This is a genomic window from Streptomyces sp. CCM_MD2014 (assembly GCF_000772045.1).
GTDB lineage: Bacteria > Actinomycetota > Actinomycetes > Streptomycetales > Streptomycetaceae > Streptomyces > Streptomyces salinarius.
In genome coordinates this window covers 8,043,474-8,058,176 of the sequence record NZ_CP009754.1, presented here as the reverse complement: position 1 = coordinate 8,058,176, position 14,703 = coordinate 8,043,474, and the positions used below count along the sequence as shown (strand labels likewise).

Below are 14,703 nucleotides of genomic sequence, written 5' to 3'. Positions count from 1 at the left end.
GCCCAATCTTGGTGGGCACGTTCCCAACGATGCATCGAAGACTCATGGCTCCGGTGCCGATCTGTCAATGACTTGAACGCAAGTTCCCGCAGCCGCCCGCCCACCGCTTTCGCCTCCCGACGGCCCGGGAGTGCTCCAGCGGCCGCGTGTCTGCAAGAATTGCCGCAGGTCACCTCCGCGGCAGGCACCGCCGCCGCGGCCGCCGAGGGGGGAGTACATGACCGGCAACCGCCGTCCAACGATCAAAACGGTCGCCGCCCGCGCCGGCGTGGGCCGCACCACGGTCTCCCGTGTCGTCAACGGTTCGGAGCTGGTCAGTGCCGATGCCCGGGAGCGAGTGCTTGCGGCGATCAAGGAACTGAACTACGTTCCCAACTCGGTCGCCCGCGGTCTGGTCACCAACCGGACCAACGCCGTGGCCCTGGTGATCCCGGAGTCGGAGAGCCGACTCGGCTCCGAGCCGTTCTTCGCCGCGCTGATCCGCGGCGTCAGCGGCGCCCTCGCCGAGAGCCGCACCCAGTTGCAGCTGATGCTCGTCCGCGACCAGGCCGAGCGGGACCAGCTGACCGAGTCGGTCGCGACCCGTCGCGTGGACGGCGTGCTGCTGGTCTCCGTGCACTCCGAGGACCGGCTGCCGGGCATGCTGGAGGAGATGGGCCTGCCCACCGTGCTCGCCGGCCGCCGCGACGCGGGCGAACGGCTGAGCTACGTCAACTCCGACAACGCCGGCGGGGCCGCCGCCGCGGTGCGCCATCTGCTGGCCGGCGGACGGCGACGGGTCGCCACGATCACCGGCCCGCTGGACATGGACGTCGGCCGCAGCAGGCTGGCCGGCTGGCGCACCGCGCACGCGGAGGCGGGCGTGCCCGCCTCGGAACTGCTCGTCGAGGTGGGTGACTTCACCGAGGAGGGCGGTGCGAACGCCATGCGTTTGCTTCTTGAACGCGCTCCGGATCTGGACGCCGTCTTCGCCGCGTCCGACCTCATGGCCGTCGGCGCGCTGGCCGAACTGCGCCGGTGCAAGCGGCAGGTGCCGGGGGACGTCGCCGTTGTCGGCTTCGAGGACTCCGTCCTGGCCCGGCACACCAACCCGCCGCTGACGACGGTGCGCCAGCCGGTGGAGGAACTGGGCCGGACCATGGCCCGCATCCTCACCGACATCACGCAGCACGGCGCGCCCCGGCAGCAGACGACACTGCCGACGGAGCTGGTGGTACGCGAGTCGTCGTAGGAACCGGCGCTGTTACGAGGCGGCCGGCTGCCGCCCGAGACGCTCCAGGACACGTCCGCGGAGCAGTTCGTACTCCTCGCGGAGTCGGCGGATCTCGGGCGGCCGAGGAACGACGACGCCGCCGACGACGGTCTCGTGCGGGCCGAACTGCTCGCGGGTCAGGTCGATCTCGACGTCGGGTGCCAGCCGGTTCCACCAGTGGTAGTCGACCCGCTCGCCCGCGACGTGCACCTCGCCGCGAATCAGCTCGCCGCCCAGCAGGTCGTTGAGCACCATGGCGGTCACGCCGCACTGGTCCCTGGCCGGGTTGTCCGCCGTCCACCGCGACCGGAACTCGGGTGTGCACGTCTCGGCGCTCCAACTGTCGCGCACGGCCTGCTCGATGTCGATGAGAAGCAACGGTGTCATGCAGTGCATTGTGTCGGCGGGCACCGACAGTCGCCCGCGACGAGACCGGTTCGGCCGAGTCTGGTCCTCACGTGCCCGGGACGCAGGCCTCGGCGATGGACAGGCTGTTCTCGTAGAGGTGGTGTCGGGTGATCCGGCCGGCCTCGACCGTCAGGCGCAGTGCGAACGGCCCCTCGAAGGACTTGCCCGTCGCCCGTACGGTCCCGGACAACCGCCCCATCAGGACGGCGTCCGTGCCGTCGACGAGGAAGGTGTCGACCGAGGCCCGCGCGTCCTCGGGCACGGTGTGCTCCGCCAGTTCCGTGGACTGGGCGGCCGCCTCGGCTCCGGTGGAGCGGGGCCGTATCCAGGGGACGGCGGGGTTCTCGGCGAGCAGCCAGTCGACCTCGTCGGCGAACAGCTCGACCAGCCGCCCGGTGTCGCCGGCCATGCGGGCGGTGAGGAAGTCGCGCACGACGGAGCGGGTGGCCTCGGCGACCTGGTCCCCCGTGGGTGCGGTACGGGTGTCGGACATGCTGTGCTCCTCGCTGCGATGGGCCGTTGTCCGGCCGGTGTTGCATCGGCGTGTCCGATCCTGCCGGGACGGACGGGTACGGTCGATTACCCCGCGGGTAAGGCGGGCGGCCGGGCCCCGTCGGAGGGTCGTGGCCCGACGTGCACCCGACTGGCCCAGTCCGCGCCCGGCGGGCGTTTCCCCCGGGTCCTCCGGTCGTTGGGACGGGCATGATCAAGAAGCTCGCCTGTGTCTCCGTCATGGCCGGCGCTCTGCTGGTCTCCGCTCCGGTCGCCGAGGCGGCCCCGGAACCCGGCCCGTCCACGGGTGTTCCCGGTGGTCGGCTCCTGGACAGCCTTCTCGGCTCGCTCGAGGTGGGGCACCCTGCCACCTCCCCGCAGTCACTCCTGCCTCAGGGCATCCTCGGCCGCTGAAAGGCGTGAGGCGGGAGGGGGCGGTTGCGCGCAATCATCCCCTCCCGCCTCCGATGACCGGTTCGACGCTCCGCTCCACCGGCCCATCCCGGGCCGGCAAGACCGCGGCAGGTTTCCCGTAACCACGGTCCTGGAGCCTCCAGGGAGTCATTCGAACGCGGGAGGCTCCAGTGAAGTTTCCGAGCAAGAGGCGCGCCGGTGCCGTGGTGGCCGTGCTGAGTGGTCTGGCGCTGGCGGGGTCGTCGACGACCGCGCAGGCCGCGACCGACGGCCCCGACGTCATCGCCCACCGCGGCTCCTCGGGCATGGCACCCGAGAACACCGCCGCCGCCATCGACCTCGCCGTCCGCCAACGCGCCGACCACGTCGAAATCGACGTCCAGCGCACCAAGGACGGCAAACTCGTCAACTTCCACGACTGCACCATGGAACGCACCACCGACATCGAAGACCTCTACCCGGGACGGCCCAGCTACCGCGTCTCCGACTTCACCTGGGACGAACTGCGCCGCCTCGACGCCGGCTCCTGGTTCCACCCCGACTACACCGGCGAACCCCTCATCACCCTCGACACCGTCATCCGCCACATCCAGCACACCCGCACCGGACTCCTCGCCGAGATCAGCCCCTGCGGCCAGTACGGCACCACCATCGCCACCGACCTCGCCGACGCACTGCGCGGCAAGCCCGGCTATGTCCGCAAGGCCCTCGCCCGTAAGCAACTGGCCGTGCAGTCGTTCGAGACGGACGACGCCCGCACCTTCCACAGCGCCCAGCCCGACATTCCCATCGGCATCCTCGACGCCGACCGCCCCACCGACAGCGAACTCGTCGAACTCGGCCAGTGGGCCGACCAGATCAACCCCCAGCACACCGTCACCGACCAGGCCCTCGTCGACCGCGTCCACCAACTCGGCATGACCATCAACGTCTGGACGGTCGACGAACCCGGCGCCATCCGCAAGATGGCCGCCCTCGGCGTCGACGGCATCATCACCGACTACCCCCAAACCCTCACCCAGCGCTGAATCCGGCTCCGTCCCCGTCGTTGGCGCAGCGGAAACCGAGGTTGCCGGACGAGGAGTCCGGGGTGTTGGAGGAGCGGGCGGCGACCCGGTAGCGGTTGCAGTAGGAGTCGTGGCACAGGTAGGAGCCGCCGCGCAGGACCCGCGCCGTCCCGGTCCCGGGACCGTGCGGGTCCGCCGCCGGGGACTCGGCGTAGTACGACGGCGAGAACCAGTCGGCGCACCATTCCCACACGTTCCCCGCGGTGTTCCACAGGCCGTGGCCGTTGGGACGGTAGGACTTGACCGGTGCGGTGGTCAGATGGCCGTCCTCGACGGTGTTGACGTGGGGGAAGCGGCCCTGCCAGATGTTGCAGCGCCACCGGCCGCCGGGAGTCAGCTCGTCGCCCCACGCGTAGCGGCGGCCGGCCAGTCCCCCGCGGGCCGCGTACTCCCACTCGGCCTCGGTGGGCAGGCGTTTGCCGGCCCACCGGGCGTAGGCGGTGGCGTCGTTCCAGGAGACGTGGACGACCGGGTGGTTCTGGCGGCCGGTGATGTCGGAGCGGGCGCCCTCGGGGCGGCGCCAGTGGGCGCCCCGGACGTTGATCCACCACGGGGTGCCTGCCGCGGCGCCGAGGACGTCGGTGTCCGGGGCGGCGACCACGAGGTGGAAGACCGCCGAGGAGCCGAACCGTTCGGCGTCGGTCACGTGACCCGTGGCCTTGACGAAGGCCGCGAACCGGGCGTTGGTCACGGCGGTCTCGTCGATGTGGAAGGGGCTCAGACGCACCGTGTGGACGGGTGTCTCACCGTCGGCGGGATACCCCTCCCCGAAGGCGTCCCCCATCGCGAACTCACCGCCCGGCAGGCGCACCTGGCCGCGGGTCGAGCGCGGGCCGGCGACGGAGACCGGTGCCGGCGGGACGTCGGTGTCCACGGCGACGGGTGCTGTCGCGGGGGTGCAGCACGGGCGGTGGGCGCTGGTCATGGGATCCTCGAATCGGGCTGCGGACGTGTCGGTGCTACGCCTTGTACGTGGACTCGTCGAGCCCGCTGAGGGTCGGGTCGTGTCCCACCTCGCCGACCTCGTACATCGAGGTCATCCAGTGGTAGAAGTTGTCACCGCGCTCGCGCAGTACGTCGTAGAGTCTGCGCATCATGCGGCCGCGGACCTCCGCCTGCTCGGGGTGGGCGTAGACGTTCTGCAATTCGTCCGGGTCGGTGTGCAGGTCGTACAGCTCGTTCACGGAGTCGGGATTGACGACGAGTTTGTACCGGTCCTCGCGCAGCATGCGCTGCGGGTAGGGGAAGTGGTGGCCGTGGAACTCGCAGACGATGTCCTCGTCCCATTCGACCGCGTCGCCCCGCACGAGGGGCAGCAGGCTGCGGGAGTCGACGGCGGGTTTCGGGTCGAGGCCGGCGAGTTCGAGGATGGTGGCCGTGCAGTCGAGGAGGCTGACGAACTCGTCGCGCACCTGTCCTGCGGGCGCGCCCGGGACGCGGATCAGGCCGGGGGTGCGGTAGATGTCCTCGTACATCGCGGGGCCCTTGTCGTGCAGCCGGTGCGAGCCGGTGAACTCCCCGTGGTCGCAGGTGAAGAACACCGCGGTGTCGTCGGCGAGGCCGAGCCGTTCCATGGCGTCCATGACCCGTCCGATCTGCCGGTCGATGAGGGCCACGTAGCCCCAGTAGACGGCGATGAGCTTGCGGGTCGTCTCGATGGGCATGGTGTCGAAGGTCCAGTGGGCGCTGTAGTTGCGCTGGACCGGGGGCTTGCCCTCGAAGGTCTCGGACACCGACCGCGGCAGTTCCACGTCCGCCGGGTCGACCAGGTCGAAGTACTCGTCGGGCAGGATGTAGGGCAGGTGCGGTCCGAAGAAGTGCAGGGCCAGGAAGAAGGGCCGGTCGCGCTCCCGGGTGTCGGCGGCGTACCGCTCCAGCTGCTCGATGGCGCGGGTGGCCAGGTAGTGCTCGAAGGTGGCCTCGACCGGCTGGTGCAGCCGGGCGGCGAGCAGGTTGCCGGGGCCGCCGTTGGGCAGGGTGCCGCGGATGCGGTCGCTGATCCCGTACGGAGGCAGTCCGCGCTCGGCGAGGTAGGCGAGGTAGTCGGGATGGTCGACGGGGTTGTGCCAGCCGGGCAGGTCGGGGCCGTCGAAGCCGTAGTCGGCGGCGGTGCGCCGGTTGCCGGTGTGCCACTTGCCGAACAGGCCGCAGTTGTAGCCGTGTTCGCGCAGTGCGCGGGAGAAGGCGAACTGGTCCTCGGCCAGGTCCTCGAGGTAGCCGACGTTGCGTTCGTGGTTGGCGAGGAGTTTGTGGCGGAAGGGTGCCTGGCCGGTCAGGAGGCTGGCGCGGGCCGGGGTGCAGATGGCGGTGGGGGTGTACCAGCGGTCGAAGCGGGTTCCCGTGGCGGCCAGCTCGTCGAGTGCGGGGGTGTGGGCCAGCGGGTTGCCGTAGGCGCCGAGCGTGTCCGTGCGGTGCTGGTCGGTCATGAGGAAGAGGATGTTCTTCCGGGAGGGGCCGGACGGGCCGCCGGACTCGCCGCCGGGCCGGGGGGCGGTGCTGGTGCTCGACTGGGTCACTTGCCCGCTCCCGTGAAGAGGTCGCCGGTGTAGTAGGTCTTCGGGTCGACGGGCTTCTTCAGCTTGCCCGCGTCGACGAAGTAGTCGTTCATGCCCTCGAGCCATGTGACGACGGTGCCGTCCTCGGTCAGCTTGTCGAGTTCCTCGACGCCGAGCACCTTGTTGTTGGCGGCGTCCGCCTTCACCTGGCCGGCGGGGATCTTCAGCTTGGCGGCGGTGAGTTCGATCGCCTCGTCGGTGTGCTCGGAGCGGAACGTCATGGCCTCGCGCAGCACGGCGAGGACCTTCTTGGTCTTCTCCGGCTGGTCGGCCACCACCTTGTTGCCCGCGACGAACGCGGTGGGGAAGGACACGTCCTGCTCGAAGTCGGTGTTCTTGGCGAGTTCGACCAGGCCGGGGACCTGCTTCTTGATCGTCGCCGCGGCCGGGTACCAGAACCCGGCGCCGTCGACCTGGTGGGAGGAGAAGGCGGAGACGATGGTGGACGGGTCCATGGGGACGACCTTGAGGTCGTCCTTGGTCATCCCGGCCTTCTCCAGGGCGAGGGTGAGGATCATGTCGCCGGAGGTGCCCTCGGGCACGGCGACGGTCTTGCCCTTGAGCTGTTGCATCGACGTGATGCCGGGCTGGGCGAGGACCCGGTCGGAGTTGCCGAGGGTGTTGATGGCGACGACCTTGGCCTGGCCGGAGGCGGGCAGCCACATGGCGCCCGGGCCTATGTAGCCGAAGTCGAGGTTGCCGGTGCCCAGGGCCTGGATCTGGAGCGGGCCGTTGGTGAAGACCTTGGCGTCGGCCGACAGTCCGTGCTTCTTCCACAGGCCCTTGGCCTCGGCGATGGCGATCAGGCTGGCGCCGTTGAAGTCGTTGATGTAGCCGAAGCGCACCTGGTCCGAGGAGCCGCCGGAGGACGAGCCGCCGCCGCACGCCGCGAGCAGCGCCATGGCGGCCGCGCCGGCGAGGGTGGTGGTGAGGCTTCTGCGGGTGAGGACGGGTGACATGGCGGTGGGTCCCTTCCGGGTCATGGCGTGGAGGAGTGGGAACCGGAAAGGGCGGCGGTGCGGCCTTCCTGGTGGTAGACGGAGTGCCACACGCGGTTGCGCAGTGCGGCGAACTCGGGGCTGAGCCGGAAGGCCTCGTCGCGTTCGACGGCGGGGGCGACCTCGACGACGTCGTAGACGCGGCCGGGACGGGCGGCCATCACGACGACCCGGTTGGCCAGGAACACGGCCTCGTCGACGTCGTGGGTGATGAACAGGACCGTGCGCTTGTCCTGGCTCCAGGTCTTCAGCAGTTGTTCCTGGAGCTTGACCCGGGTGAGCGCGTCCAGGGCGCCGAAGGGTTCGTCCATCAGCAGGATCGAGGGGTCGACGGCGTAGGCGCGGGCGATGGCGCAGCGCTGGCGCATGCCGCCGGAGAGGGTCTTGGGCAGTGCGTCGGCGAAGCGTTCCAGGCCGACCAGTTCGATGAAGTGCTCTGCCCTGGCCCTGCGTTCCGCCTTGGGCACGCCGGTGGTCCGCAGGCCGAACTCGACGTTCTGACGCACGGTCAGCCAGGGGAAGAGGGCGTACTGCTGGAAGATGACGCCGCGTTCGGGCCCGGGGCCCGAGACGGGGGCGCCGTCCACCAGGGCACGGCCCTCGGTGGGTGTCTCGAGCCCGGCGAGGATGTTCATCAGGGTGCTCTTGCCGCAGCCCGAGGGGCCGACGACGGTGACGAACTCGTGGTTCGCGATGTCGAGGCTGACGTCGTCGAGGGCGGTGAAGGTTTCCCGGCCCAGCGAGAAGGTCTTGGTGACGTGCTGGACGGAGATCTTGGCGGGGGTGCTGGTCATCGGCGTTCCTGCCATCGGGTGAGCCGGCGTTCGGCGAGGAGGAGGACGCGGTCCATGAGGAGACCGAGGATTCCGATCGAGATGAGCCCGACGAAGATGGTCGGGAGGTCGTAGTAGAGCTGGGCGTTCTGCATGCGGTAGCCGAGGCCCTCCTGGGCGGCGATCAGCTCCGCGGCGACGAGCGTGGCCCAGGCGGAGCCGAGGCCGACTCGCATGCCGACGAGGATGAAGGGCGTGGAGGCGGGCACCACCACACGGGCGAAGATCGTGGCGTCGCCCGCGCCGAGCACCCGGGCGGCGTTGATCAGGGTGCGGTCGACGTTCACCACACCCTGGAAGGTGGAGATCACGCAGGCCAGGAATGCGGCGAGGAAGATGACGAAGATCTTCGGTGTCTCGTCGATGCCCATGGCGACCACGGCCAGCGGGATGATCGCCAGCGGCGGGATGGTGCGGAAGAACTGGATCCAGGGTTCGATCAGTCCGCGCAGGATGCCGTACCAGCCCATCAGGAAGCCCACCGGGACGGCCACCGCCGTGCCCAGGGCGAAGCCGATGAGGACGCGGGTCAGGCTGGCGAGGGCGTCGTCGGCGAGTGTTCCGTCGCTGATCAGGGTGGAGGCGCGGCCGACGACCTGGGGCGGTGTCGGCAGCTTGAAGCCGGCGGACGCGAGGGCCCACCAGACGGCGATGCCGAGCGCGACGGAGACGGCGTTCAGGGCGAGCGGCAGCCCGCGCCGCCGGCCGGAACGCGTGCGCCGCGAGGCGGACTCGGCGTCCCCGTCCTTGGCGGCGCGCACCGTGCCGCCGTCCGCCTCGGCGTCGGGTGAGGGCCCGGTCCGCCGCTCGGGCCGCGGGTGCTTCCGGTCGGCGCTCCGCTTGTCAAGGACGGACATGGGCGGCTCCTTCGGTGGCGGAGTCGGATGCATCGGAACGGCCCTTCACGTCGGCGGTTTCGGGATACCTCGCCAGGAGGGGTGAGCTGTGGAAGACCGCGGCGAGCGCGCCGATGGCGCCGTCGTCGTCGGAGAGCCGGGCCGCGGTGACGACGGGACCGGCCGAGGCGGTCGGGAAGATCTCGGCGGCGAGCGTCGCGGCGACCTGCTCCACGAGGACGGGCGCCAGCCGGGTGATCTCGCCGCCGACGACCACCTTCGCCGGATTCAGCATCATGGTCGCGGCGCCGACCACCCGGCCCAGCGCCCCCGCGGCCTCCCGCAGGACCCGGTCCACGACGGGGTGGGCGCGGCGCACGGCGGCGGCGAGGTCGTCGAGGGTCTCCAGGCGCAGGCCGAACTCCCAGCAGGCGGCAAGGATCCCGGGGACGGAGGCCACGGTCTCCAGGCATCCCCGCTTGCCGCACCGACAGGGCCGGCCCGCCGGTTCGACGGTCACGTGGCCCAGCTCGCCGGCCAGCCCGGACGAGCCGGTCACCAGCTGTCCGCCGACGACGAGACCGCCGCCGACGCCGTCCGACAGGCGTACGTACACCAGGTCGGCGACGCTGTCGGCGCCGCTGATGGCCTCGGCCAGGGCGGCCAGGCGGGTGTTGTTGTCGACGATCACCGGTGCGTCGAAGCGCTCGGCGAAGGCCACGTCGACGCCTTCGGGTGCCGGGCGGAGCACGGTGGTGCCCGCCGTGGCGCGGGGCCAGGCCGCGCCCCGAGGTGCCGGGTAGGGGCCGGGCACGCCGATGCCGATGCCCTGCAGCGCCCCGTAGTGGACGCCTGCCTCGCCGCTCAGCCGGTCGACGAGTTCCAGGGCCAGCTCGGTCCGGGTCTTCCAGGTGGCGGTGTCCTCGTAGCGGACGGAGCCCGAGACCATGATCTCGTGCGAGGCGTCGGCGACGACGACGTGGACCCGCCGGTGTCCGAAGTCGACGCCCATGAACTGCGCGGAGGCGGGGTCGAGCGCCAGCCGTTCGGCCGGCCGCCCGCTGCCCTCGCGCCGGGAGGCGTCGGTGTCCACGACGACGATGGCGCCCCGTTGCAGGAGGGTGCCGGTGATCTCGGACAGGGTGGTGCGCGACAGGCCCACGACCCGGGCGATCTCGCCGCGGCTCATGGCGCCGTTCTCCTGCAGCGCACGCATCACGCGCTCTTCGTGGGTCCGCCGGACCAGTGCGTGCACTCCGCTGGGCATCTGCATGCCGGTCAAGGTAGGGAGGCTCGATTATTCCGTCAACACTCCGACGGAAAGATGCAATGAAGCGTTCACAATGCCTGCGCCGCACCTGATGGGAGCGGCTATGGGTGAGCGGGCTCGGACTGGATTATTCGTCCGCACTGTTGACGTAAATGCGCGGGCGTTCGCATGCTGTGCGCCATGCCCCCGTCGCGCGGCTCGTGCGCCGCCCCTCGGTTCCCGGACGGGGACGACGAAGGAGAACCCGACTGATGACCGATGCCGAGTACGGACTCCACCGGCGATCCCTGCTGGCCGGCGCGGCCGGCGCGGGGGCGGCCTTCGCCCTGCCCGCGAGCGCCGCACAGGCGGCTCCGGCCGCCGGCCCCGCCACCTCTCCCGCGGCCGGGGCGCCACGGCGCCACCCGCGCAACTGGCCCGATCCCGAGCCGTACGGCGTCGCGGACACCCGGGTGGACCTGTGGCCGCGCGAGGACAACTCGTTCGTCCTGCCGCTGGAGTTGCGCCCCCGGGACGAGGAGCGCGGCACGGTGTGGATGCGCGACACCTACGTGAACTGCTTCGTCGTCGACGGCCGTCCGGTGTACGTCGCCACGGGCACCTCCCGGGTGCCCGGACTCGACGCCGCGGGCCCGTGGAACGACGGCATCTTCGTGTGGCTGGCCCCCTCTCTCGAGGGCCCGTGGCGGCTGGCGGACACCACCGGCATCCGGCCCGGCGCCGAGCGGGGCAAGGTGTGGTCGCCCGAGTTCGCCGGGGAGAACCGGCCCGGCCGGACGGTCGTCGCGCCCTGGCAGGAGTACTGGCACGACGAGCGGTTCGGCAAGCGCGGCCAGGCCTGGGCGCCTGAACTGCACCACTTCCGCGGCACCTGGTACATCGTGGCGTGCATGGGCGACCACTCCCGCAAGGTCGGCTCGTTCATGCTGGTGAGCGAGGGCGGGGTCGAGGGCCCGTACCGCCTGATCGAGGGGAACCTGGAGAAGCCCTTCGGCGACTCGTTCATCGGGGGTCCGAAGTTCATCGAGCCGGGCGCCTACCACCACATCGACGGCGGCCTGTTCACCGAGGGCGACGACGCGTGGCTCGTGCTGCACAACGACCTGTACGCGAAGTTCCGGGACGACATGGAGGACATCGTCACGACGACGGACCTGCCCCGGTTCCGGCAGACGCCGTACTCGCCCGAGCCGTATCTCGAGGGCGCCTACGTGTTCAAGTACCGGGGCAAGTACCACCTCGTCCACGCCGTCTGGGACCGGACCTCCGTCAACGCCGACGGCACCGTCCGCCAGGCCTACGACGTGCCCGCGGCCGGACGGGTGCAGTACCAGTACGACGCGATCGTCGCCGTGGCCGACCGGTTCGAGGGCCCCTACTCGAAGCGGTACACCGCGGGGGTCGGCGCCGGGCACAACAACTTCTTCGTCGATCACCGGGGCGGCCTGTGGGCGACGTACTTCCTCAACCCCGCCGCCGGCTACTGGTCCGACGCCTCACGCGTCGCCGAGTCCGCCGTGCCCGGTGTCGTACGGCTGGAGTGGACCGGACCGTCGGACGGCCGGCTGTATGTCGAGCGCAGGTCCCGGGGGCACGACGGCCGGGACTGAGCGAGAGCGGTCGCTCCCCGCCCGCCGCTGCCTCGCATGCCGTCACTGCGGTACGGGCGTAGTGTCCAGATATGGGCGATGTTCGGGGTGGCCGGCGTCGGGCAGACCTGTCGGCACGGACGCGGGCGGACGGCTGATGGACTCCGCGATGGCCGCGGTGGTGCGGGCGAGCGGTGCGTACGGAGGAATCCTGTACGTACTGCCGCCGGGCGAGGACGCCGTGTGGCAGGTCCTGATCACGGGGGTCCCGCAGGAGATGGCCGCTCCGTGGCGCCGGGTCGGGCTGAAGGACCCCATGCCCGTCGCGGACGCGGTGCGCGAACGCCGCCTGGTGTGGGCCGGCGGCCGGGAGGAGATGGCCCGCCGGTATCCGCGGCTGGCGCTCGTCCTGCCGTACGAGTTCGGGCTGGCGGCCGCACCACTGGCCTCGGGGCCCACCGTCCGGGGCGGGCTGGTGCTGCTGTGGGCCGGGAGTCATCCGGGCCGGCTGAGCAGCGGTGAGCAGGACGCCGTCCGGGCGGGCTGCGCCCGCCTGTACGACAGCCTGGAGCGGGCCCTCGACCGGGGCGAGCCGCTGCCGCCGGACCGCCCCCGGACCCTGCCGCCGCCGGCCCCGCGCCCGTCCTCCCCCGTCGAGGCGTCCGCGCTGTCCGCGTTCGTGGACCGCCTGCCGGGCGGTTCGTGCGCGCTGGGCCTCGACGGACGCCTGACCCTCGTCACCCCGGGGGCGGCCGAGCTGCTCGGCGTCGACCGGTCCCTGCTGATGGGCGCGCTGCCGTGGGAGGCGCTGCCCTGGATGGACGTGCCCCACGTGGAGGACCGCTACCGGGCCGCGCTGGTCAGCCGCAGGCCGCAGGCCTTCACGGTGCTGCGCCCGCCGAAGACGTGGCTGACCTTCGAGCTGTACCCGGACGCCAGCGGGCTGAGCGTCCGCATCACCCCCGGCGGCCCGGACACGGACGCGCCCCCGGCCCGGTCGGTGCAGACCTCGGGGCCCAGCCGCGCCACGGTGCTGTACCACCTGATGCACCTGGCCTCCACCCTGACCGAGGCCGTGAGCGTGCCGGACGTGGTCGAGCAGACCGCCGACCAGCTGATGCCCGCACTGGGCGCGCAGGGCATGGTGGTGATGGTCCCGGAGGAAGGCCACCTGCGGATCGTCGGGCAGCGGGGCTACCGCCCGGAGCTGCTGAAGCAGTTCGACGGCATCCCCCTGTCCTCGGCCATCCCCGGCGCCGACGTCATGGCGACGGGGGTCCCCGGTTTCTGGCCGACGTTCGAGGAGCTCCAGGCGGCCTATCCCGCCATGACGCACGAGGACGGGATGGCCGCCTGGGCCGTACTCCCGCTGATCGCCTCCGGCCGGCCCATCGGCTCCCTCCTGCTCTCCTACCGGCGGCCCCACGTCTTCCCGCCCGGCGAACGGGCCGCCCTCACGTCGCTGGCAGGTCTGGTGGGGCAGGCCCTGGACCGCGCCCGGCTCTACGACGCCAAGCACCATCTCGCCCACCGTCTGCAGTCCGCCCTGCTGCCCCACACCCTCCCGCGCGTGGCGGGGCTGGACGTCGCCGCCTGCTACCTCCCGGCGGCCCGGGGACTGGGCATCGGCGGCGACTTCTACGACGTCATCCGTCTCGACGAGCACACCGCCGCCGTCACCATCGGCGACGTGCAGGGCCACAACGTGGACGCGGCGGCCCTCATGGGTCAGGTCCGCACCGCCGTGCACGCGCACGCCACCGTGGGCGCGCCCCCGGGCGACGTGCTGGCCCGCACCAACCGCCTGCTCACCGATCTCGACCCCGGTCTCTTCACCAGCTGCGCCTACGTCCACCTCGACCTCGCCACCCACCGTGCCTGCGTGGCCCTCGCCGGGCATCCCCCTCCCCTGCTGCGCCACGCAGACGGGCGCGTCGAGGCCCTGCGGGTCCCGCCAGGTCTGCTGCTGGGCATCGAGCCGGAGACGGTGTACCCCTCGCTGGAGTTCCCCCTGCCGCCCGGTTGTGTGCTCGCCCTCTACACCGACGGGCTCGTCGAGGCGCCCGGAGTCGACCTCGACGACGCGATCGCGGCTCTCGCCGGGCTCCTGGAGCACGGCGACCCCGGCGATCTCGACGCCATGGCCCACACCCTCATCCGGCACGCGCCCGCTCCGGGCGACGACATCGCCCTGCTCCTCGTCGGTCCCCGCGGCGCGGCGGGGCACTCCGAGGGCCGATCGATCGTTTTCACGGACAAGAAGGACGAACGCCGGTCCGCGCGGACGGGCAGCGGAGGGGAAGACGCTCGATGAAACACCAGAGGGTGCGCGATCTGATGAGCGACGCCGTGGTGCGCGTGCAGCGCGGCACACCGTTCAAGGAGATCGCTCATCTGCTGCTGGAATACGACATCACGGCGGTGCCGGTGGTCGACGGGGAGAACCGTCCCGTGGGAGTGGTGTCGGAGGCGGACCTGCTGCAGAAGATGTGGGGCGGGGAGCCCGACGGTTCCCGCGAGCACGCCGAGTGGTCCCGCGCGTCGGCGGGCAAGGCCGGCGCCACGGACGCGGCCGGGCTCATGACCTCGCCCGCCGTGTGCGCCCGGGAGAGCTGGAGCGTCGTGGACGCCGCGCGGGTGATGGCACGGCACCGCATCAAGCGGCTGCTGGTCGTCGACGAGGACGGGCGGCTGGCCGGGGTCGTCAGCAGAAGCGACCTGCTGCGGGTCTTCCTGCGCACGGACCGCGCGATCCGCACCGAGATCATCGAGGAGGCCCTGGTGAAGGCGCTGGGCCTGGCGCCCTCGTCGGTGCAGGTGGATGTGACACACGGTCACGTCGTGCTCAGCGGCCGGCTTCCGGACGAGGTGTCCGCCCCGCTCCTCGAAGAGCACTGCCGGGGCGTGGACGGCGTCGTGGCCGTCGAGTTCCGGCCGGCCGGCGAGACCGGCGCCGAGGATTCCGCGACCGTCGGCTCCTGACCGCGGG

Annotated in this window: 14 protein-coding genes; 6 read left to right on the top strand and 8 right to left on the bottom strand. The window is 71.6% G+C overall.

Annotation, left to right across the window (positions count from 1 at the left end; genetic code table 11):
* Positions 1 to 217 precede the first annotated feature (217 nt).
* Positions 218 to 1,231, top strand: coding sequence for a LacI family DNA-binding transcriptional regulator (locus tag NI25_RS36085; protein ID WP_061446502.1), 1,014 nt, complete (start codon positions 218 to 220; stop codon positions 1,229 to 1,231).
* A gap of 12 nt (positions 1,232 to 1,243) precedes the next feature.
* Here the strand turns inward: NI25_RS36085 and NI25_RS36080 are convergent, their stop codons facing one another.
* Positions 1,244 to 1,639 (bottom strand): YunG family protein, encoded by a 396-nt coding sequence (locus NI25_RS36080; RefSeq protein ID WP_061446501.1) that lies wholly within the window; start codon positions 1,637 to 1,639, stop codon positions 1,244 to 1,246.
* Positions 1,640 to 1,706: 67 nt separating this feature from the next.
* A complete protein-coding gene (locus tag NI25_RS36075; RefSeq protein ID WP_061446500.1) occupies positions 1,707 to 2,153 on the bottom strand; it encodes a nuclear transport factor 2 family protein in 447 nt (148 codons plus the stop codon).
* Positions 2,154 to 2,362: 209 nt separating this feature from the next.
* Here NI25_RS36075 and NI25_RS36070 point away from each other — a divergent pair, with 209 nt between their 5' ends.
* Both NI25_RS36070 and NI25_RS36065 read left to right on the top strand, forming a co-directional pair.
* The gene (locus NI25_RS36070) at positions 2,363 to 2,566 is read left to right on the top strand and encodes a hypothetical protein (RefSeq protein WP_061446499.1); all 204 of its coding nucleotides are present in this window, start codon (positions 2,363 to 2,365) and stop codon (positions 2,564 to 2,566) included.
* 170 nt (positions 2,567 to 2,736) lie between these two features.
* On the top strand, positions 2,737 to 3,594 hold the full coding sequence (locus NI25_RS36065; RefSeq protein WP_061446498.1) for a glycerophosphodiester phosphodiesterase: 858 nt from the start codon (positions 2,737 to 2,739) through the stop codon (positions 3,592 to 3,594).
* Here NI25_RS36065 and NI25_RS36060 read toward each other — a convergent pair.
* From NI25_RS36060 to NI25_RS36035, 6 genes are read right to left on the bottom strand one after another with little or no spacing between them, the layout of a single operon-like run.
* Complete coding sequence (locus NI25_RS36060) at positions 3,581 to 4,558, bottom strand: formylglycine-generating enzyme family protein (RefSeq protein WP_199561077.1); 978 nt, start codon at positions 4,556 to 4,558, stop codon at positions 3,581 to 3,583. The genes NI25_RS36065 and NI25_RS36060 overlap by 14 nt on opposite strands.
* Positions 4,559 to 4,592: 34 nt before the next feature.
* Positions 4,593 to 6,149, bottom strand: coding sequence for a sulfatase-like hydrolase/transferase (locus NI25_RS36055; RefSeq protein WP_078884808.1), 1,557 nt, complete (start codon positions 6,147 to 6,149; stop codon positions 4,593 to 4,595).
* Positions 6,146 to 7,147, bottom strand: coding sequence for an aliphatic sulfonate ABC transporter substrate-binding protein (locus NI25_RS36050; RefSeq protein WP_061446497.1), 1,002 nt, complete (start codon positions 7,145 to 7,147; stop codon positions 6,146 to 6,148). Before NI25_RS36050 ends, NI25_RS36055 begins: the two co-directional genes overlap by 4 nt.
* 20 nt (positions 7,148 to 7,167) lie before the next feature.
* Positions 7,168 to 7,980 carry an ABC transporter ATP-binding protein gene (locus NI25_RS36045; protein WP_061446496.1) on the bottom strand — a complete coding sequence of 271 codons (813 nt, stop codon included), beginning with the start codon at positions 7,978 to 7,980 and terminating at the stop codon, positions 7,168 to 7,170.
* The gene (locus NI25_RS36040; protein WP_228952854.1) at positions 7,977 to 8,876 is read right to left on the bottom strand and encodes an ABC transporter permease; all 900 of its coding nucleotides are present in this window, start codon (positions 8,874 to 8,876) and stop codon (positions 7,977 to 7,979) included. The genes NI25_RS36045 and NI25_RS36040 overlap by 4 nt, the downstream gene beginning before the upstream one ends.
* Positions 8,863 to 10,128 (bottom strand): ROK family transcriptional regulator, encoded by a 1,266-nt coding sequence (locus NI25_RS36035; RefSeq protein WP_061446495.1) that lies wholly within the window; start codon positions 10,126 to 10,128, stop codon positions 8,863 to 8,865. The genes NI25_RS36040 and NI25_RS36035 overlap by 14 nt, the downstream gene beginning before the upstream one ends.
* Before the next feature lie 248 nt (positions 10,129 to 10,376).
* On the opposite strand from NI25_RS36035, the gene NI25_RS36030 reads away from it, so the two are divergent.
* From NI25_RS36030 to NI25_RS36020, 3 genes are all read left to right on the top strand, one after another.
* Complete coding sequence (locus NI25_RS36030; protein ID WP_061446494.1) at positions 10,377 to 11,735, top strand: family 43 glycosylhydrolase; 1,359 nt, start codon at positions 10,377 to 10,379, stop codon at positions 11,733 to 11,735.
* Positions 11,736 to 11,871: 136 nt separating this feature from the next.
* Positions 11,872 to 14,028, top strand: a complete 2,157-nt coding sequence (locus NI25_RS36025; RefSeq protein WP_061446493.1) for a SpoIIE family protein phosphatase — start codon at positions 11,872 to 11,874, stop codon at positions 14,026 to 14,028.
* Entirely contained in the window at positions 14,025 to 14,696 is a 672-nt protein-coding gene (locus NI25_RS36020) for a CBS domain-containing protein (RefSeq protein WP_061446492.1), read from the top strand. Before NI25_RS36025 ends, NI25_RS36020 begins: the two co-directional genes overlap by 4 nt.
* Positions 14,697 to 14,703 lie beyond the last annotated feature (7 nt).